General features: G+C 67.1%; 20 protein-coding genes. 9 read left to right on the top strand and 11 right to left on the bottom strand.

What is annotated here, in order from left to right; all coding sequences use genetic code 11:
* Positions 1 to 11: 11 nt before the first annotated feature.
* Genes QN239_RS09630 through QN239_RS09615 form a run of 4 tightly spaced genes read left to right on the top strand, consistent with a single transcriptional unit; the run spans position 12 to position 2353 of the window.
* On the top strand, positions 12 to 350 hold the full coding sequence (locus QN239_RS09630) for a hypothetical protein (RefSeq protein ID WP_499009871.1): 339 nt from the start codon (positions 12 to 14) through the stop codon (positions 348 to 350).
* Between the two features lie 9 nt (positions 351 to 359).
* Positions 360 to 1799 carry an Rv0964c family protein gene (locus QN239_RS09625; RefSeq protein WP_499009869.1) on the top strand — a complete coding sequence of 480 codons (1440 nt, stop codon included), beginning with the start codon at positions 360 to 362 and terminating at the stop codon, positions 1797 to 1799.
* Positions 1800 to 1808: 9 nt separating this feature from the next.
* On the top strand, positions 1809 to 2096 hold the full coding sequence (locus QN239_RS09620; RefSeq protein ID WP_499009866.1) for a hypothetical protein: 288 nt from the start codon (positions 1809 to 1811) through the stop codon (positions 2094 to 2096).
* Positions 2093 to 2353 (top strand): hypothetical protein, encoded by a 261-nt coding sequence (locus QN239_RS09615; protein WP_499009864.1) that lies wholly within the window; start codon positions 2093 to 2095, stop codon positions 2351 to 2353. Before QN239_RS09620 ends, QN239_RS09615 begins: the two co-directional genes overlap by 4 nt.
* A gap of 4 nt (positions 2354 to 2357) precedes the next feature.
* Here QN239_RS09615 and QN239_RS09610 read toward each other — a convergent pair whose 3' ends face one another.
* The 3 genes from QN239_RS09610 to QN239_RS09600 are packed head-to-tail and all read right to left on the bottom strand — an operon-like array spanning position 2358 to position 5391.
* Positions 2358 to 3602, bottom strand: coding sequence for a glycoside hydrolase family 27 protein (locus tag QN239_RS09610; protein ID WP_499009862.1), 1245 nt, complete (start codon positions 3600 to 3602; stop codon positions 2358 to 2360).
* A gap of 44 nt (positions 3603 to 3646) precedes the next feature.
* Positions 3647 to 3994, bottom strand: a complete 348-nt coding sequence (locus tag QN239_RS09605; protein WP_499009860.1) for a VOC family protein — start codon at positions 3992 to 3994, stop codon at positions 3647 to 3649.
* Positions 3991 to 5391 carry an acyl-CoA synthetase gene (locus QN239_RS09600; protein WP_499009858.1) on the bottom strand — a complete coding sequence of 467 codons (1401 nt, stop codon included), beginning with the start codon at positions 5389 to 5391 and terminating at the stop codon, positions 3991 to 3993. Before QN239_RS09600 ends, QN239_RS09605 begins: the two co-directional genes overlap by 4 nt.
* 74 nt (positions 5392 to 5465) lie before the next feature.
* Between QN239_RS09600 and QN239_RS09595 the strand changes: the two genes are divergently transcribed.
* Positions 5466 to 5960 (top strand): NUDIX domain-containing protein, encoded by a 495-nt coding sequence (locus QN239_RS09595; RefSeq protein ID WP_499016683.1) that lies wholly within the window; start codon positions 5466 to 5468, stop codon positions 5958 to 5960.
* Between the two features lie 2 nt (positions 5961 to 5962).
* Here the strand turns inward: QN239_RS09595 and QN239_RS09590 are convergent, their stop codons facing one another.
* From QN239_RS09590 to QN239_RS09580, 3 genes are all read right to left on the bottom strand, one after another.
* Complete coding sequence (locus tag QN239_RS09590) at positions 5963 to 6799, bottom strand: hypothetical protein (RefSeq protein WP_499009856.1); 837 nt, start codon at positions 6797 to 6799, stop codon at positions 5963 to 5965.
* A gap of 19 nt (positions 6800 to 6818) precedes the next feature.
* The gene (locus QN239_RS09585) at positions 6819 to 7472 is read right to left on the bottom strand and encodes a class I SAM-dependent methyltransferase (RefSeq protein WP_499009853.1); all 654 of its coding nucleotides are present in this window, start codon (positions 7470 to 7472) and stop codon (positions 6819 to 6821) included.
* An 80-nt stretch (positions 7473 to 7552) separates the two neighbouring features.
* Positions 7553 to 8581, bottom strand: coding sequence for an alpha/beta fold hydrolase (locus QN239_RS09580; protein ID WP_499009851.1), 1029 nt, complete (start codon positions 8579 to 8581; stop codon positions 7553 to 7555).
* Between the two features lie 137 nt (positions 8582 to 8718).
* Between QN239_RS09580 and QN239_RS09575 the strand changes: the two genes are divergently transcribed.
* Positions 8719 to 9213 carry an Rv2253 family sensor-like surface protein gene (locus QN239_RS09575; RefSeq protein WP_499009849.1) on the top strand — a complete coding sequence of 165 codons (495 nt, stop codon included), beginning with the start codon at positions 8719 to 8721 and terminating at the stop codon, positions 9211 to 9213.
* Here QN239_RS09575 and QN239_RS09570 read toward each other — a convergent pair.
* Positions 9210 to 12641 carry a bifunctional proline dehydrogenase/L-glutamate gamma-semialdehyde dehydrogenase gene (locus tag QN239_RS09570; RefSeq protein ID WP_499009847.1) on the bottom strand — a complete coding sequence of 1144 codons (3432 nt, stop codon included), beginning with the start codon at positions 12639 to 12641 and terminating at the stop codon, positions 9210 to 9212. The genes QN239_RS09575 and QN239_RS09570 overlap by 4 nt on opposite strands.
* A gap of 72 nt (positions 12642 to 12713) precedes the next feature.
* On the opposite strand from QN239_RS09570, the gene QN239_RS09565 reads away from it, so the two are divergent.
* Positions 12714 to 13637: a LysR family transcriptional regulator gene (locus tag QN239_RS09565; protein ID WP_499009845.1), complete on the top strand. Its 924-nt coding sequence runs from the start codon at positions 12714 to 12716 to the stop codon at positions 13635 to 13637.
* 6 nt (positions 13638 to 13643) lie between these two features.
* Here QN239_RS09565 and dapC read toward each other — a convergent pair whose 3' ends face one another.
* Positions 13644 to 14750, bottom strand: a complete 1107-nt coding sequence (gene dapC, locus QN239_RS09560; RefSeq protein WP_499009844.1) for a succinyldiaminopimelate transaminase — start codon at positions 14748 to 14750, stop codon at positions 13644 to 13646.
* Positions 14747 to 15067 carry a ferredoxin gene (gene fdxA, locus QN239_RS09555; protein WP_024450890.1) on the bottom strand — a complete coding sequence of 107 codons (321 nt, stop codon included), beginning with the start codon at positions 15065 to 15067 and terminating at the stop codon, positions 14747 to 14749. The genes dapC and fdxA overlap by 4 nt, the downstream gene beginning before the upstream one ends.
* Before the next feature lie 243 nt (positions 15068 to 15310).
* Here fdxA and QN239_RS09550 point away from each other — a divergent pair, with 243 nt between their 5' ends.
* Both QN239_RS09550 and QN239_RS09545 read left to right on the top strand, forming a co-directional pair.
* Positions 15311 to 15868, top strand: a complete 558-nt coding sequence (locus QN239_RS09550) for a PadR family transcriptional regulator (RefSeq protein WP_499009843.1) — start codon at positions 15311 to 15313, stop codon at positions 15866 to 15868.
* Complete coding sequence (locus QN239_RS09545; protein WP_499009842.1) at positions 15865 to 17883, top strand: FAD-dependent oxidoreductase; 2019 nt, start codon at positions 15865 to 15867, stop codon at positions 17881 to 17883. The genes QN239_RS09550 and QN239_RS09545 overlap by 4 nt, the downstream gene beginning before the upstream one ends.
* Before the next feature lie 62 nt (positions 17884 to 17945).
* On the opposite strand, the gene QN239_RS09540 is transcribed toward QN239_RS09545, so the two are convergent.
* Together QN239_RS09540 and QN239_RS09535 are read right to left on the bottom strand one after the other, a co-directional pair.
* Positions 17946 to 18494, bottom strand: coding sequence for a YceI family protein (locus QN239_RS09540; RefSeq protein ID WP_499009841.1), 549 nt, complete (start codon positions 18492 to 18494; stop codon positions 17946 to 17948).
* Positions 18495 to 18650: 156 nt separating this feature from the next.
* Positions 18651 to 19097: a DUF2231 domain-containing protein gene (locus tag QN239_RS09535; RefSeq protein ID WP_499009839.1), complete on the bottom strand. Its 447-nt coding sequence runs from the start codon at positions 19095 to 19097 to the stop codon at positions 18651 to 18653.
* Positions 19098 to 19141 lie beyond the last annotated feature (44 nt).

Genomic DNA, 19141 nt, shown 5'->3' with positions numbered 1-19141 from the left:
GTGGTGCAGCAGTGAGCGATGGATTACAGGTAAACACTGACGAGCTGCGCATGACCGCAGAGCAGCTGGGCATGCACGCAGTCGATCTTCGCCATGATCATGCGGTTGCACACGCGAAGTTAGCCTCTACCATCACCGCCTTCGGCACTACCTTGTCAGCTACGGCCCTCAACGAGCGAATTGCCCAGTGGGAGTTGGAGACAGCTGACCATCACGCCGAACTCCTGCGGCACAGTGACGGACACCGAGTCGCCTGCACGCAGTACACCACCACAGATTCGAACAGCGAATCACAAATCACTAACGCTGGTGGCGGCATCAACGAAGCAGCCAGTGCTGTAGATCTGTAGCGCTGCCCCATGTCCATGACATTGGCCGAACTGCGGATGTGGCCGGCCGAAATCAAGACAGTCGTGGATGCGGCGACGCAACGCGCCAAGGCCAGTCGGGACGCCGCAGCCAACGTGCAGGCGATCGTAGACATCTCAACTTGGGAGGGCGGCGCCGGCGACGCCGCCCGTGACGCGATGAAGCGGTCGGCCACCAAGTTCGAACAATCGGGATTGGACGCCCTCGCCTTAGCCGTCGGCGCCAATCAAGCACATCAAGAAGCACTGCGCGTGGTGAAGATGATCGACAACCTGACCGATGACGCCCATTCGTCTTCCGACGGCGAACCCGCGATAGATATCGACCTGACCTCAAATCAGGTGCTCGCTCCCAATACCAATTACATGACGGACGAAGCCGCGGCGAAGGCAGCGCAAAAGATCGCGCGTCTGCAGGGTGAGATCAGCACCATACTGACGGCTGGCGAAGCGGTGGATTCCGACCTTGCTCGGGTCATCGCATACGGGACCGGAGGTGTTCCGCCAGAACGCGACCCTTGGCCGGCCGAACCTCTGGGTAGCGCTGACTCCCCCAAGCGTGAACAGAACCAGCGGAACGCATTTCAAGAGATGTTCGGGAGGCAGCCGACCAGCCCTTCGGACTGGCGAACCGCAGCTGCCCTCGACCCACACAGCTATCTTCCACTGACCAAGGGCCACCCGCCGAACATTGTTGTGGGAAAGATCGAGAAGGTGCCAGGTGCCGGTGTCGTACAGACGAATGCGTTCATAGACACCGAGACGGCGCCAGCCGGAATACTCACCAACGCCGGGGACAATCGCGGCTTCGATTCCAATGCGTTACCTGACCGATCGCGAGTCACCTTCCTTATCGACTATGAGAACGGCATCGTGGTGGCACGGCAGAACCCATCGATCAAGCTCGATGACGGCTCCGTGTTATCCGGGCACCCCGACATCAGTGTCGGCCAGGAAAGCAACGGGAACATCCACATCAAGTTCAACGCCGCCGATCCATTTACGCCGGTGTTGGGCGAGAACACCAAAGTACTGGGCGTCAGCGTCAATGGGGACCTGTTCTACCAACCCACGGCTGACGGTGGTATCCGTGTCGGAGGTACGACAAGTTCCTACCCTGCCTGGGAAGTGAACCACTACTCATCCAGCGGTGCGGCTACTCCGGTTCTGCAGGAAATGCCCCTAGTCGACCATCCGTTGTTCCTGGCGGCGCCGGGGCACAGCATCGGCGACACCCGACTGCCCTATGAGTTCAACAACGTCTTCCCTGCGCTCCCCGGGATGGGTGCTTCGGCTCCGGGCCCGCTGGAACCGGCTCCAGCTGGAGGTATACCGCCGATGATCGCCCTACCACCGCCGACGACGCCGCTCGGTCCAGTGGGAGCCGCGCCCACCATTCCGGTAATCGATCCCGTGGTCCTTCCGAAGTAGGCTGCGAGGATGACGCGTACTGACTGGAACGTCAGCATCTATGCGGGCGCAGCGTGGGGCGGTGTCTTCTGGATGGCGCTGCCCGTCTTCACATCGTTGCTACGATCAAATCCACCACCGCACGCAGCCTTGGTGACGGTTGCGGTGTCGGTCGCCGTTTCCCTTGCGGGACTGGTGTTTTTCCGTGCGGCGCAGAATCCCACCACTCGCCGTATAGGCGCAGCAATCACGATCGGCGCACTCCTCGGCCTACCCGTCCTGGCGTGGCTCGCTTTGTGGCAGAACGCGATCCCATGAGCGCGGACGAACATGACACCCAGATCGCTCCGCGACTCGCGGGGCTGTTCTTGGGCGCGATCTCCGGCGTCATCCACCCCGGCTTCTTCAATCTGCTGCTGCCGACCTGGATTGTTCCAGCACTGATCGCGGGCCTACTGTCAATCAGTCCCCGCACACGGTCATGGGCGATGGGTTTCGCGGCCGCGAGCGTGGCCTGGCTTGCGTTTTCCGCAGCGTTCTTCCTCTTCGGCGTGATAGGTCCGTCATTCAGCTAGGCGTCTAGCACCCCGGACTCACCCGCAGCAGCGCCACGCCATGCCTCGGCACCGATGCCGAGATATCGCTGTCGGTCGTAGAGTCGTTGTGCTGCCAAAGATCTCGCACGGTATGACATGTGCCGTCCTGCAGCCCGATCGTGCTCAGCGAAGCGTGCAGGGTGACAGTGTCGGCGGACTGGTTGAACAGCCCGACCGCGACAGCGCCACCGCTGAGCGGTTTGACCAGCACTCGCGGATCACCCGCCAGCGGATGCCCCTGTACCACAAGCGGATCCTGGTCGACGGCGATCACCTCGCGGTTGGTCAGGATGGCCGCCGTCCGCGGCGACATCGAACGAATATCATTGCCCGCCAACAACGGTGCCGCCAACAGCGCCCACAGCGAGAAATGGGCCTGCTGCTCGTCATCGGTCAGATCGGCACGCTGCGGCCCGAGCGCCATGGTGGGATGCCCGACCACGAACTCATTCCAGCCCAAACCGATCACCATCATGTCCGGATCGTTGATGTGCGACGGCCCGCTGTGCGAGGCGGCCGCACCGGCCTCGGTGAACGCCTGATCCACACCGGCCAACCCCGATGACCACAGCGCGGCATCGCCCCATGCGGGAACCAGATCGACTGCGTTCCGCGTGATATCGGAAACATGCGACCAGTCGTACTCCATACCCGCACGCGGATCGCCCGAGCTGTTCGGGTTGATGCTGTAGACGATGTTCCGCCCGGTGGCATGGAGCGCGTCGCGCATGGCCGTGAAGTACGCGACCTGATCGTCATGCCCGGCGGCCAGCCGGCACCAGTCGTACTTCAGATAGTCCACACCCCAGTCGGCGAACGTCTGAGCATCGGCCTGTTCATGGCCCGCCCCGCCGATCCGCGGATCCTGTCCGCAGCCCTGGTTGAACGGGCTGTGATAGATACCGAACAGCATCCCCCGGTCGTGGGCGTAGCGCGCCAGCGCGGCGATCCCGTGCGGGAATCGGTCCGGGTCGGCCTGCAGGTGACCGTCGTTGTCACGGGTCGGCGCGGCCCAGCCGGCGTCGAGGTTGACGTAGCGGTACCCGGCGTCCCGCATCCCCGAGGACACCATCGCGTCGACGATCTGGTGCACACTCTGCTCGGTCAGCTCGATCCCGGAATTCCAGGAATTCCAGCCCATCGGCGGAGTGAGCGACTTCGGCGGTGGGGCCGACGCGCACCCGGCGAGCACCAGGGCACAGGTCGCCAGCCAGACCAGTGCACGCATCGGGCCATGGTGGCAGCCCAGCCTGGGAGCCGGATGTGCAGAGGCTATTCGGCAGCCAGGATGCAGAATTCGTTGCCTTCCGGGTCGGCCAGCACCACCCAGCTCTGCTCGCCCTGTCCGATGTCGACATGCCGGGCGCCGAGAGCGAGAAGTCGTTCGACTTCGGCGTCCTGATCCTCCGGGGTGAAGTCCAGGTGCAGCCGGTTCTTCACCGATTTGCCCTCGGGCACGGCCAGGAACAGCCAGATCGGCCCGGCTCCGGGTGGCGGGGTCAGGACCACGTCACCGTCGGCGTCGGTGTGGTGCGGCCAATCCAGCACCCGTGACCACCACGCGCCCAGCGCTTCGGGGTCGCACGCATCGATGCAGATCTCGGAGAACCTGAGGGTCATGTCATCAGCTCCTTCTTGAGTACCTTGCCCATCGCGTTGCGGGGCAGCGCGTCGACCACACGGACCTCACGCGGGCGTTTGTGCACCGAGAGTTGCTGTGCCACAAAGTCGATCACCTCGTCCGCCACGACGGATCCGACCACGAAGGCCACGATCCGCTGACCCAGGTCGTCATCGGGCACCCCGACCACGGCCACCTCGGCCACACCGGGGTACCCGAGCAGCACCGTTTCAATCTCGCCGGCACCGACCCGGAAACCGCCCGTCTTGATCAAGTCGACCGATTCCCGCCCGACGATGCGGTGCATGCCCGCGGCGTCGATCACCGCGACATCCCCGGTGCGGTACCAACCGTCGGCGTCGAACGCCTCCGCGGTCGCGTCGGGCCGGTTGAGATATCCGCTGAACACGGTGGGGCTCTTGATCTGCAGGTTCCCGATGGTTTCGCCGTCGTGCGGCACCGGCGCACCGTCCTCGTCGACCAACCGCGTCTGCACGCCCGGTAACGGCAGCCCGACCCAACCGGGCCGGCGTTCCCCGTCGACCACGGTGCTGATGGTGATCAACGTTTCGGTGCTGCCGTACCGCTCGACCGGCGCGTGTCCGGTGAGCCGCACCAGTTCGTCGAACACGGGCACCGGCAGCGGCGCACTACCCGACACCAGCAGCCGGGCCGACGCCAACGCGCGCGCCGACGCCTCGTCTCCGACCACCCGCGACCACACCGTGGGCACCCCGAAGTACATCGAGCCGCCGGCCTCTGCGTACGCCTGGGGTGTGGGTTTTCCGGTGTGCACAAAACGGTTTCCGATGCGCAGCGAGCCGAGCAGCCCCAGCACCAGACCGTGCACGTGAAACAGCGGCAGCCCGTGCACCAGGGTGTCCTCGGCGGTCCACTGCCAGGCCGCGGCGAGGGCGTCGATATCGGCCGCGATGGCCCGCCGGCTGATCAGCACACCTTTGGGCAGGCCGGTGGTGCCGGAGGTGTACATGATCATCGCGGGCGAATCCGGCGACGGCTCGGCATAGCGGTGCCAGGACCGTGCGTGGAGCCGGACCGGAATATGCGGCAGCCCTTCGGCTTCGGCGGGTTGTTCGCCCAACCACGCCTGAGCGCCGGAGTCGGCGAGGATATGCGTGCGTTCGGTGGCGCCGACGTCGGCGGGCACGGGCACGAACGGCACACCGGCGATGAGGCAACCGGTGACCGCCAGCACGGTGGGGACGGTCGGGGTGGCCAGGATGGCGACGCGCCGCGCGACGGACACCCGTTCGGCGACCGAGGTGGCCGCCCCTACGAGGTCACTACGACTCAGCGTCACACCGTCGATGCGCACCGCGTCGGCGAGGTCATGTCCGGCGGCCACGGCGGCGGGGTCCAGGGAAGTCAACAACACGCTGGTGAGGCTACTCTGGGCCGGTGGACCCGATCGAAAGACTGGCCAGTCGTGAGGTGTACCGCAACAACTGGATGGTGGTCCGGGAGGACGATATCCGCCGCCCCGACGGCACCCTCGGCATCTACGGTGTGATCGACAAGCCGACGTATGCGCTGGTGATCGCGCAGGACGGTGACCGCTACCGCATGGTAGAGCAGTATCGCTACCCAATCCGGTTGCGGCGCTGGGAATTTGTCCAGGGCACCGCACCGGGCAGTCTCACCGGTGACGAGCCGGAGCCCGCCGAGCTGGCCGCGCAGGAACTGCGGGAAGAGACCGGCCTGCGTGCCGCATCGTGGCAGGTCCTGGGCCAACTCGACGTCGCGCCCGGGATGAGCAGCCAGCGCGGCTGGGCGTACCTGGCCACCGGCATCACCGAAGGCGATCACGAGCGCGAGCATGAAGAGCAGGACATGCACAGCGAGTGGTTCACCGCCGGGCAGATCGATCAGATGATCCGCGACGGCGTGGTCACCGACGCGCAGACCCTGGCGGCGTGGCTGCTACTGAAACTGCGCCGCGAGTAGGGCTAGGACCGCCGACCGCCACCCGCACCGCCGGCGCCGCCATTGCCACCGGCCCCGCCGTTGGGCGGATTGGGAGTCCGGCCCGTCTCGCCTGGCCGGTGCGCCCCCGACCCGCCGTTGCCCCCGTAACCGCCACCCCCGCCCGGCCCGGAAGTGCTCGACCCACCTTTGCCACCGGAGCCCCCGGTGCCACCGGTGACGCCGCCGGCACCGCCGTGCCCGCCATTGCCGCCGTCGCCACCGTTGCTGCCTATCGACCCCGCGCCACCGATACCGCCGTTTCCGCCGCCCCCACCGAACAGGCCGCCATGTCCCCCGTCGCCACCCCTGCCGCCGCCGAGAGCGCCGGTTCCGCCGTCACCGCCGCTGCCGGCCAGCAGACCGCCCCGTCCACCGTTACCGGCGTTGATGCCCATGCTGGTACCGTCGCCGCCGCGCCCGCCGTTTCCGAACAGCCCGGCGTTACCCCCGCGACCGCTGTTCGCCCCGTTGCCGCCATTGCCGGCGAACCATCCGCCGCTGCCGCCATTGCATTGCGTACCGCAGGTGGCCGGGTCCGGGCTGTAACCGTCGCCGAACAGCAGGCCGCCGTTGGGGTGGGAGGCAGTGCCGTTGCCGACGAGCACCAGGTGGGGGCCCGCAATGGCGACAGCCGCCTGATCACCCGCCCCGCCCAGGCAGCCCGACGCTCCCGGAACGCATACCGAAGCAGCGCTTTCCGGCTCGGCATGGGCGACTGCCGCGTTGGTCGCGGCCAACAGGTAGCCGGACCCGATGATCGCTGCGCCGGCGATCCCGCCTCGCACATACGGTGCTACCGACTTGCGATGTCTGGCCATGGAATTCCCTCCTGAAGAGTTATTTGGTGGCCCGGCCCACGGCGAGCGGATGGACGATCGCGGGCATCCCGCTCCACACGGCATCGTCGGCGTCGACGGTGAACCCGGCGGCCCGCATCAACTCGACGGTCGGCCGGTTGCAGACACAGCCACCGGCGAAGCTGCGCCAGGACCGCTCAAAGACGTTCTGGCACAACGCCAACGGCCGCCAATTCGACCGGATGTGCTCGATGAACAGCAATTGTCCACCGGGACGCAGGACGCGCGCGATCTCGCGAAGGGCTTGCTCCGGCTGTTCGACGGTGCACAGCACCAGCGTCGCCACCACCGTGTCCACGGACTCGCCGGCGAACGGCAGACGCTCAGCCGACGCGCCGGAGATGACCGCCTGGCGGCCGTGACGATCAAGGCGCCGAACGAGTTTGCGGCGCATCCCGGGTTCGGGTTCGGTGAGCACGATCTCGTCGACCGCATCCGGATAGTGCGCGACGTTCAGTCCGGTGCCCGCGCCGATTTCGAGGACGCGCCCATAGGCCTGGGCCAGCAAGGTACGCCGGCGGCGCCGCATCCCGACGATCTCACCGGCCCAGACAAACGGGTCATACAACACGGACATGATGCGCAGCCACAACGAGTGCGCCGGACGCGATTCAACACAGATGAGCTCGGTCATATGGCGAAATCTACGAGCGAATGCGCCGCGCACGCATCGCGCTATCCGGCCATCTTTCGGCGATGGCCGGTTCCGGCCATCTACAGCAGCCCGAGCCGTGCAGCCTCGGCGACGGCGGCCGTGCGCGACGGACTACCGAGTTTGCGGCGGATATTCGCGACGTGGCGGTGCACGGTGTGTGGGCTGAGCCGCAGCTGCTCCGCAATCTCGCGGTCACCGAGACCGCGGGCCACACAGTCGAGCACCTCGCGCTCACGACCGGACAACAGCACCGGCCCGTCCACCTTGTGTGTCGGTAGCGGTTGGGGCGCGAGCGCGCGGCGGCAGGCGCGGACCACCGAATCGATGTCGCCGATCCACGGGAAGTGTGAATCACCTTGCAACGGCATGAATTCCGCACCGTCGATCGCGGCCGCGACCGCACGCCCGAGCTGATACGGCACGGCACGGTCATCACGGCGGTGCACGACCGTCGTCGGCACCCGGACAAGCGGAAGTCGGGCGCGGACGTCGAGGCTGTAGACCAGACGCAGCAGGGCCGCAGCGGTGTCCGCGCCGGCAGACTCACGCTGCACCTGGGCGAAACGTGCGTGTTCCGCCGCGTCGGCGCCACCGAGGAAGATATCGCTGAGCACGCGTGAGCCCAGGCCCCAATGCGCACCGACCGCCGTGACGATCGCGTCCGCCACCCCGGGCGGGGTCAGCGCATCCCCCTGGGGGTAGGAGCCGTACAACACCAGTCGCTCCACACGTTCCGGATAAGCCGCGGCGAACGCCACGGCGGTGCAACTGCCCGAGGAGCCGCCCAGCAGTGACACGCGGTCGAACCCGAGTTCGTCGAGAAGTGCACGCAGGACCTCGACCTCAGCCTCGAGGGTGAGATCGGCGTCGTGCACGGCGCGGTCGGACATACCGACGCCGAGCCGGTCATAGCGGACCAGCGTGAAGTCCTCGGCGACGCCCTCCCAGAATTGCCGCACGCCGGGGTGCTGCCAATCGAGTTCGAGGTGACTGACCCACCACGCCGGGGCGACCAGAGGCGGCCCGCTCCCGCGTAGCTCGTATGCCACGCGCCGGGCGCCCAGCGGCAGGAAGCGGATCGCAGACATCGACCTGAGCGTACGACGGCCACCGCCGCATCACGATGCGATCACTAATTGACGCCGACGCGCTGTGGGATCGCTGAGTTGTCGGTGCCCACCCCTACCGTGAGCTCGTCGGAGCTTGAGAGAAACAGGAAGCGGAGATGACTGTCCGTCGCGTGTGCATCGCGGTGACGCTCGCCCTGGTGGCATGTCTGTGTTCGATTCCGACGGCGGCGGCCGCCGGTCAGCCGTTGAACGGCCGCTATCAATTGGTCAGCTACGCCTCGCAGAAGAACGGCACCAGCATCGCGGCACGGCAGGCCGAGCCGGACTTCGGCGCGGTCTACACCTTCTCGACGGCCTGCGGCAGCGTGTGCGTGGCGACCGTCATCGACGGCCCGGCTCCGTCGAATCCGACCATCCCGCAACCCCAGCGATACACCTGGGATGGCACGAAGTGGACGTTCAGCTACGACTGGCAGTGGGAGTGTTTCCGTGGCGACGCATATCCTCGCGTCTACAGCCCGGCCACCTCCTGGGTGACCTACACCCCGCAACCCGACGGCTCACTGCGCGGCAATTGGTACACCGACATCCTCAGTGACGCCTGCCGGGGCAACGTGCTGATGCCGGTGGCCGCGTTCCCCGCGCCTTAGTCCCGGAACAGCCCCTGGGCGAGCGGGGTCGGCGAGCCGAACCGGTGTGCGGTGACCGCGACCGCCTGCTCGCGCAGGAACGTCAACAGCTCGATCCGTCCGGCTTCGACCACGGGTTGGGCGTAGAGCGCGATATCGACCCTGCCGTCGCTGGCGCGGGCGAACTCCTCGCGACGTCCGCCGAGCAGCCGGACACGGGCAGGAGCGTTGTCGCGCAACACATTCGACCACGCCGCCGCATCATGTACGCGGCAGGTGACGCCTGCCCCCTCGAGGGCCTCGGCGATCGCGGGGTCCAGCGGTGTCGGTGTCGAGACCGTCACCGCACTGCCGGCCAGAATTCCTGCGCCGACCACCCGCATCAGGGCAGCGCTGTCCTCGTGCTCCGCACGCACCGTCACGGGCAGCGGCAGATACCGGAACACGTTCGTTTCCGCCATCAGGCCCGACACGTCGCGAGCGACACCGAACTCCTGAGCCCAGGCCAGCGCATCCGAGGCGAAGGATCGGCCCAGGAAGTCGAGCTCCTCGGGTTCCAGCGCGAAATGCTGTGCAGCATCCAGAATCCGACGGACCGCCGGACCGATCTCGCCGGCCTGCGTCGCCGGCGCGGACCGCCAGTCGCACACCCCGAACAGGTAGTTCGGGCCGCCGGCCTTGGCGCCGGCACCGACCGCGGATTTCTTCCAGCCCCCGAAGGGTTGACGGCGCACGATCGCCCCGACGGTCGAGCGATTCACGTAGGCGTTTCCGGCCTGGACCCGGTCGATCCAGTGTTCGATCTCGGCGCGGTCCAGACTGTGCAGTCCTGCCGTCAGTCCGTAGTCGACCTCGTTCTGGATCGCGATCGCGTCGTCCAGGTCGTCGGCGGCGATGAGCCCGAGCACCGGGCCGAAGTACTCGGTGAGATGGAATTCCGAGCCGCGCCGGACACCGGTCTTCACCCCCGGAGACCACAGTCGTCCGGTGTCGTCGAGCCGGCGAGGCGCCACCAGCCACTGCTCCCCCGGCGCCAACTCTGTCAGCGCGCGCAGTAGTTTTCCCGCCGCGGGCTCGACGATGGGGCCCATCTGCACGGTCGGGTCGCTCGGATAACCGACCTTCAGCGAGGAGACGGCGTCGACGAGCTGATCACGGAACCGCGCGGACCGGGCCACCGAGCCGACCAGGATGCCCAGCGAGGCCGCCGAGCATTTCTGGCCGGCGTGCCCGAAGGCCGAGTACACCAGGTCTTTCACCGCCAGGTCGAGATCGGCGTGCGGGGTGATCACGATGGCGTTCTTCCCGCTGGTCTCGGCCAGCAGGGGCAGATCGGGCCGGAAGCTGCGGAACAGGGCGGCCGTCTCGAAGGCACCGGTGAGGATCAATCGACCCACGCGGTCGTCGGAGACCAGTCGTGTTCCGAGGTCACGTTCGTCGACGTGCACCAGTTGCAGGACATCGGCCGGCACGCCGGCATCCCAGAGCGCCTGCACCATCACGGATCCGCACCGGCGGGCCTGGGTGGCGGGTTTGATGATCACCGGGCTGCCCGCGGCCAGCGCCGCCAGGACCGAGCCGGCAGGAATCGCGACCGGGAAGTTCCACGGCGGCGTGACCACGGTCAGTCCGACCGGCACGGCGACGGCGCCGTCGACGGTGTCCAGCTGCTCAGCCAGGGTGGCGTAGTAATTCGCGAAGTCGATCGCCTCGGAGACCTCGGGGTCGCCCTGGTCGAGCGTCTTTCCGCATTCGGCGGCCATCACTTCCAGCAGGACCGCCCGAGACGATTCCAAGGTCCCGGCCGCACATCTCAGGATGGCGGCCCGCTCGGCACCCGAGAGCGCCGACCAGCCGGCGCCTGCGGCGACACCGCCGGCGATCACGGCATCGAGTGACGCGGCGCTGTGGACGGTGTGTTCGGCGACGAGTGCCTTGCCTGCCGACGACTGCGCGATCCGATCCGTGATCGCCCGTCCCCAGAGGCGATTGCCGGGCAGCGACGGGTCGGTGTCGGCGACGTTGGCGAACGAGCCGGCCGGATTCGCCGCGGCGTACGGATCGTCGACGCGGCGGTCCTGTCGACGGTTCGGCGGGGGCACCGCGTCGTCGAGCCCCACCAACGACGCCAGGAAGCGATCCCTCTCCCGATCGAACAACGCACTGTCGCTGTGCAATTCGAAGACAGCGGACATGAAGTTCTGCTGACTTGCGCCCTCTTCCAGACGCCGCACAAGGTAGGCGATCGCGACGTCGAAGTCCTTCGGATGCACCACCGGGACGTAGAGCAGCAGGTTGCCGACGGTCCGCCGGACCACCTCGGCCTGCGCCTCTGCCATGCCGAGGAGCATTTCGAACTCGACCCGGTCGCGGACTCCGCGCCGCCCCGCCAGCGTCCACGCATAGGCGATGTCGAACAGATTGTGACCGGCGACGCCGAGTCGCACATTGGCCGCACGGTCGGGGTGCAGTGCGTAGTCCAGCACCCGTTTGTAGTTGGTGTCGGTGTCCTGCTTGGTCGACCAGGTCGCCAACGGCCAGTCGTGCAGCGATGCTTCGACCTGTTCCATCGGCAGGTTGGCGCCCTTGACCAGACGGACTTTGATCCCGGCGCCGCCGCGCTCCCTACGCGCACGGGCCCAATCCTGAAGGCGGATCATCGCACTCAGGGCATCGGGCAGGTAGGCCTGCAGCACGATCCCGGCCTCCAGCCCGAGCATCTCGGTGCGGTCGAGAAGGCGGGTGAACACCGCGATGGTCAGATCCAGATCGCGGTACTCCTCCATGTCGAGGTTGATGAACTTCTTGGCCGGCGAAGCGGCCGCATAGCTGAACAGCGGGAGCAGACTCTGCTCGATATGGTCGACCGCCTCGTCGAACGCCCACGGTGAATGCGGCGGTACGGTCGCCGACACCTTGATCGATACGTAGTCGACATCCGGGCGTGCGAGGAGTTGCTCGGTGCCCGCCAGCCGCCGCGCGGCCTCCCGCTGACCCAACACGGCCTCGCCCAGCAGATTGATGTTCAACGCGACGCCGCGCTCCCGGATACGGGCGATGGCACGGCCCAGCCGCGCGTCGGTCGCGTCGACGAGGAGGTGGCCGACCATCCTGCGCAGGGCCTTCTGCGCGATCGGAATGACGATGCCAGGAGCGATCACCGAGACCAGCGCGCCGAGTTTGACCAGCAGGCGCAGGTGCCACGGCAGGAAGCCGGGCGCGTTTCGGGCGAGGTCCCGCAGGTTCGCCGCCGCGACCCGGTCGTCTTCGGGTCGAATGACGCGGTCGACGAATCCGACGGTGAAGTCCAGGCCGCCGGGGTCGCGCAGCACATCGGCCAGGCGACGCGCGGCGGGTGCGACGGGTTGTCCTGCGGCATCGTCAAGCCAGCTCCGGACCTGGGCCACGACATCGGTCAGCAGGTTTTCCTCGCTGCTCAGCTGTGCCATACGCCCATCATGAGCGCATCAGACATTTAAAATAAAGCGATGTTTTCTGATATGAAACTTTAAGTAGAACTGATGCATCAACGACCAGATCTCCTCGACACCCGTCGGCTGCGGTTGCTGTACGAGCTGAGCCTGCGGGGCACGCTGTCCGAGGTGGCCGAGGCCCTGCACCAGAGCCCGTCGTCGGTATCCCAGGCGCTGAATCAACTGGAGCGCGAAGTCGGTGTCCCACTCCTGGAGAAGGTCGGCCGGCGGCTGCGGCTCACCCCCGCCGCCGAGGTGCTCGTCGAGCACACCGCCGTCATCTTGGCGCGACTCGAACTGGCCGCCTCCGAGATCGCCGTACAGAGCGACCAGGCGTCCGGCACCGTCCGGCTGGCCGTCTTCCAATCAGCGGCGTCCGCCTTCATGCCTCAGATGCTGACCGAGTTGGCCACCCGGCATCCGCGGTTACGCGTCACCATGTCCCAGCGCGAACCCGAGCAGGCCCTCTACGAGACGTGGATGCGTGAGTTCGACCTGGTGATCGCCGAGGAGTACCCGGGACATGCCGCGCGCGTCTATCCCGACCTGCACCGCGAACCGCTGACCACCGATCTGCTCCGCCTGGCGGTCCCACCGACGGGCGACCCGTGGCGGCGCATCACCTCGGTCAAGGACACCGCCGACCTGCCGTGGACCATGGAGCCCGAGGGCACCGCGTCGCGGCACTGGGCCGAACAGCTCTGCCGGCAAGCCGGTTTCGAACCCGATATCCGATTCGAGACCGACGATCTCGAGGCCCAGATCGCTCTCATCGAGAACGGGAATGCGGTGGCGATCCTGCCGGACCTCATGCGGGTCCGCCGCCGACCGGACGTCCGCGTCGTGGACGTGGATCCGCGACGCCGTTCGGTCTTCACCGCGACGAGGACCGCGATCAGCAATACGCCGGCCATCGTGGCGTGCCGCAAGGCACTGGCCTCGGTGGTGCCTGAGCACCTCGACGTGATCTGAGGGCGCTCAGCTCAATCGCTGCACCGCAGCGGCTATACGCTCGTCGGTGGCGGTCAGCGCGATCCGCACATGCTGGGCACCGGCGGGGCCGTAGAACTCCCCGGGTGCGGCCAGGATGCCACGCTGGGCCAGCCAGCCCACCGTGTCACGGCACGGTTCGCCGCGGGTGGCCCACAGGTACAGGCCCGCCTCGGAATGGTCGATGGTGAAGCCGGCCTTACGGACCGCCGCCGCCAGCAGTTCGCGACGCCGGGCGTAACGCTCGCGTTGTTCCGCCGCGTGCGCGTCGTCGTCCAGCGCGGCCACCATCGCCGCCTGCACCGGCGTCGGGACGATCATCCCGGCGTGCTTGCGGACCTCGAGGAGTTCGGCCACCAGGGCGGGATCGCCGGCGACGAAGCCGGCGCGGTATCCGGCCAGCGAGGAGGTCTTGGACAACGAGTGCACCGCCAGCAGGCCCGTGTGGTCGCCGTCGCACACCGACGGGTGCAGCACACTCAGTGGTTCGGCATCCCAGGCCAGGCCCAGGTAACACTCGTCGGAAGCGACGATCGCGCCGCGTTCGCGCGCCCAGCTCACCACCTTGCGCAGGTGATCGACCCCGAGCACCCGCCCGGTGGGGTTGCTCGGCGAGTTGAGGTAGACCAGGGCTGGATTCAGCGGGCCCAGTTGGGTCAGCGAATCAGCGGCCAGCACCTGGGCACCCGCCAGCCGGGCACCCACGTCGTACGTGGGATAGGCCAGCTCGGGGATGACCACCGTGTCGTCGCCGCCGAGCCCCAGCAGGGTCGGCAGCCAGGCGATCAGTTCCTTGGTGCCGATGACGGGCAGCACGGCGGACTCGGCCAGGCCGGTGATGCCGTAGCGGCGCAACAGAGCCTCTGCCGCGGAGGCGCGCAAAGTGGCGGTGCCGGCGGTGGCCGGGTAGCCCGGCGATGCGCTGGCCGCGGCCAGCGCATCGCGAATCACCGGCGCGACATCGTCCACGGGAGTCCCGACCGAGAGGTCGACGATCCCGTCAGGGTGCGCCCGTGCGGTCGCCGCAGCGTCGGCCAGGGTGTCCCAGGGGAACACCGGCAGCGCCGCGGATTTGGGCGAACGGGCCGTGCTCACTCGCCCTTGGGCTCGAGGTCCTTGATGGCCTGCGGATCGTTGTCGGTCTGGCCGACCTTCGACGCACCGCCGGGCGAACCCAGTTCGGCGAAGAAATCCGCGTTGCTCTGGGTATAGCCGCCCCACTGGTCCGGCACGTCGTCTTCGTAGTAGATCGCCTCGACCGGGCACACCGGCTCGCAGGCGCCGCAGTCGACGCACTCGTCGGGGTGGATGTACAACATGCGGGCACCCTCGTAGATGCAGTCGACAGGGCACTCCTCGATGCATGCCTTGTCTTTGACGTCAACGCAGGGCTCGGCAATGACGTACGTCACTGATGTCTCTCCTGTCCAGTGGGCTGCTGGTCGGGTTTGTCTGTTGGGACTCTACGAGTCTGCGGCAAGTATGCGGTGCCGACACCTGCACGCGCCTCTAAGTGTGTCCTAACTTCCCGCAAGGTCGCGGTGGTTACTGACACTAGCCGTTGCAGATACCCACGACTAGACACCACACGACCCAAGTGTCACGTCATTGCAACATGTTGCATAGGACCGCCGGTACCGCATACGCTGCCTCCCGTGGCCCTGCAACACGCGATCCTGGTGGCGTTGTGCGAGCAGGCCGGATCCGGCTACGAACTGGCCCGCCGCTTCGATCGTTCAATCGGGCATTTCTGGGCTGCCACCCATCAGCAGATCTACCGGACCCTGCGGGTCATGGAAGGCGACGGCTGGTTGTCCGTGCAGATCGTCGAGCAGCACGGCCGGCCGGACAAGAAGGTCTATTCGGTATCGGCCGACGGCCAGGCCGAACTCCGACGCTGGATCGCCGCACCACTGTCCGGGCGCGGCGGCACGGTGGCCGACCACCGCACCCGCGATCTGGCCATCAAGATCCGCGCCGCCGCGTTCGGGGACGTCGGGGCCATCCGGGATCAGGCCGTCCAGTTACGTACCGAGCGCGCCGCACTGCTGGACACCTACCGCGGATACCAGAAGCGTCAGTTCCCCGACCCCGCCGCCCTGACCGGGACAGCCCTGCACCAATACCTGGTGTTGCGCGGCGGCATGCGCGCCGAAGAAGGCGCGATCGAATGGCTCACCGAAGTACTTGAGGTGCTGGGAGGCGCTTTGTGAACTACCCAAACCTGTTGTCACCGTTGGACCTCGGCTTTACCACGCTGCGCAACCGGGTGGTGATGGGCTCGATGCACACCGGCCTGGAGGACCGGGCCCGCGACACCGAGAAGCTGGCCGCGTACTTCGCCGAACGGGCCCGCGGCGGCGTCGGGCTCATCATCACCGGCGGCTACGCACCCAACCGCACCGGTTGGTTGCTGCCGTTCGCCGCCGAGATGCGCTCCGGCGCCGACGCACGCCGGCACCGCACCATCACCCAGGCCGTGCACGACGAGGGCGCCAAGATCGCCCTGCAGTTACTTCATGCGGGACGCTATGCCTACCATCCTCTTTCGGTCAGTGCCTCGTCGATCAAGGCACCCATCAATCCGTTTCGCCCGCGCGCCCTGCGCGACGTCACCGGAACGATCTCCGATTTCGTGCGTGCCGCACTGCTTGCGCGCGACGCCGGATACGACGGCGTGGAGATCATGGGCAGCGAGGGGTACCTGCTCAATCAGTTCCTCGCCCCGCGAACCAACAAGCGCAGGGACGCCTGGGGCGGCACCGCCGAGAAGCGGCGACGCTTCCCGGTCGAGATCGTGCGCAGGGTCCGCGAGGCGGTCGGCACCGACTTCATCATCGTCTACCGGATCTCGCTGGCCGACTATGTCGAGGATGGTCAGACCTGGGATGAAATCGTCGCGCTGGCAACCGAAATCGAGGCGGCCGGCGCAACACTGCTCAACACCGGTATCGGCTGGCACGAGTCACGGGTACCCACCATCGTCACCTCCGTGCCAAGCGGCGCGTTCGTGGCCACCAGTAGCGCACTGGCCGAGCATGTCCACATTCCGGTGGTCGCATCCAACCGGATCAACATGCCGCAGGCCGCCGAGCAGATCCTCGCCGACACCCAGGTGCAGTTGATCTCGATGGCCCGTCCCCTGCTGTCCGACCCGGACTGGGTACACAAAGCCGCCGAGGACGCGGCCGATCAGATCAACACGTGTATCGCCTGCAACCAGGCCTGCCTGGACCACGCGTTCGTGCACAAAACCGTGTCCTGCCTGTTGAATCCACGCGCCGGGCACGAAACGACGCTCGTGTTGGGACCCACGCGTCGGGCTTTGTCGGTGGCGGTGGTCGGCGCCGGCCCGGCCGGATTGTCGGCAGCGGTCAGCGCCGCGCAGCGCGGACACCGGGTGACGCTGTTCGAGGCCGGTTCCTCCATCGGCGGTCAATTCGACTTGGCCAGAAGGATTCCCGGCAAAGAAGAGTTCAACGAGACGTTGCGGTACTACACCCGGATGTTGGAGGTGCACGCGGTGGACGTGCGGCTCGGTGTCCGCGCGTCGGTGGACGATCTGACGGCCTTCGACGACGTCATCCTGGCCACCGGGGTGACTCCGCGGCTACCGGATATCCCGGGCATCGATCACCCGATGGTGTTGTCCTATGCCGAAGCCCTGTCGGGACAACACGTCGGCACACGGGTCGCCGTGATCGGCGCCGGCGGGATCGGGTTCGACGTGAGCGAGTTTCTGGTGAACGAGGAATCGCCGACCCTGAACGTCAAGGAGTGGAAGGCCGAGTGGGGTGCGCTGGACCCCCAGGATGCGCCGTCGGTCCGCGGCTCGTTGACCACGCCGATTGTCCTGCCCGCCGCTCGTGAGGTGTATCTACTGCAGCGCACCACGGGTGCGCAGGGCAAAGGACTGGGTAAGACCTCGGGCTGGGTGCATCGGGCGTCACTCAAAGCCAAAGGTGTGCAGCAACTCTCCGGAGTGAACTACGAACGTATCGACGACGACGGGCTGCACATCAGCTTCGGGAAAGACCGTTCCGATGCTCGGGTCCTGGCCGTCGACAATGTGGTGGTGTGCGCCGGCCAGGAATCGGTGCGCGACCTCGAGGACCTGTTGCGTGCGCGTGGCGTCGAGCCGCACGTGATCGGTGGTGCGGCCGTGGCCGCCGAACTCGACGCCAAGCGGGCCATCCGGCAGGGCACCGAGCTGGCCGCGCGACTGTAGCGAGCACAGACGTCCCCGCTCGGGTTCGAGCGGGGACGGTCTGTGCCTGCTACCGCGAAACGTCAGGCCTGCTTCAGCGCCTCGATCTCGAGGGTGATGGTGACCTTGTCACCGACGACGGCCCCACCGGTCTCCAGCGGCGCATCGAAGGCGATGCCGAAGTCCTTGCGGTTCAACACCACCGACGCCTCGAATCCGGCCACGGCACCGTGGCCCATACCCGGGTTCACGCCGTTGAACTCCAGCTTCAGCGACACCGGCTTGGTGACACCCTTGAGGGTGAAGTCACCGTCGAGCACGTAGTCGGCACCGTCGGCCCGCACCGCGGTGGAGGTGAACGTCGCCGTCGGGAACTGCTCGACGTCGAAGAAGTCGGCAGCCTTCAAGTGCGCGTCGCGCTGCTCATTGCGGGTGTTGACCGAGTTGATGTCGATGGTCGCGGTAACCGACGGGGTGCCGTCCTCGGCGACGACGATCGCGCCGGTGAAGTTGTCGAAGGTGCCGCGCACCTTGCTCACCACCAGGTGGCGCACGGAGAAGTTGACCGAGGAGTGCACGGGATCGAGGGCCCAGGTGCCGGCGGTCAGGTCGGTGGCTACAGCTGCAGTCATGAGTTCTCCTTGGTCGTGGGGTCGGCTGTCCCGACATCCTCACTTCGACCAACCGGACCATAGTCCGGATTATTCGCGATGCACCCCAGTCGTGATTCACATCACACCTCGACGGACACGCGAGGATCGTATTTATCGCCGCCTCGTCGACTCCCCCTAACCCACACCCCACACCGCACGAGCCCCCGAATCCCCGACTTTGATCACCACCGCGATCGCCGCGAGCCCGACCACCACGGCCAGCACCGCCACCACCGCGGCCACTCCGCGACCGTGGCCGGACCACCAGTGCAACAGCGCCAACAAGGCCGCCACCACCACCAACGCCACGGCCACATAGGGCATCCAGTCCCCGCGTTCGGCATGCTCCTGCAACACAGCGGCGGGCTGGGGGAACCTGTCGTACATCGCCTCCCCGGCTTCGACGGTCAGCGGCGTCAACGCGGCCGTGACCGCGGCCAGCGCCAGCACCAGCCACACCAGTCGTTCCCGTGCGGCCGGCCACAGCGCACAGAGGATCTCCAGCAGCGCCACCAACGGCACCAGTACGACGACGGCGTGCACGAACAGTGGGTGGGCGGGAAGTCCGGCGATCGTGTCCATGACCGGAGGATCCCACGCGAGCGTGCGCAAAATGCCACGAATTG

Source organism: Mycolicibacterium sp. Y3, from assembly GCF_051188035.1.
Lineage (GTDB): Bacteria > Actinomycetota > Actinomycetes > Mycobacteriales > Mycobacteriaceae > Mycobacterium > Mycobacterium fluoranthenivorans.
This window is presented reverse-complemented; position numbering and strand designations above follow the sequence as displayed.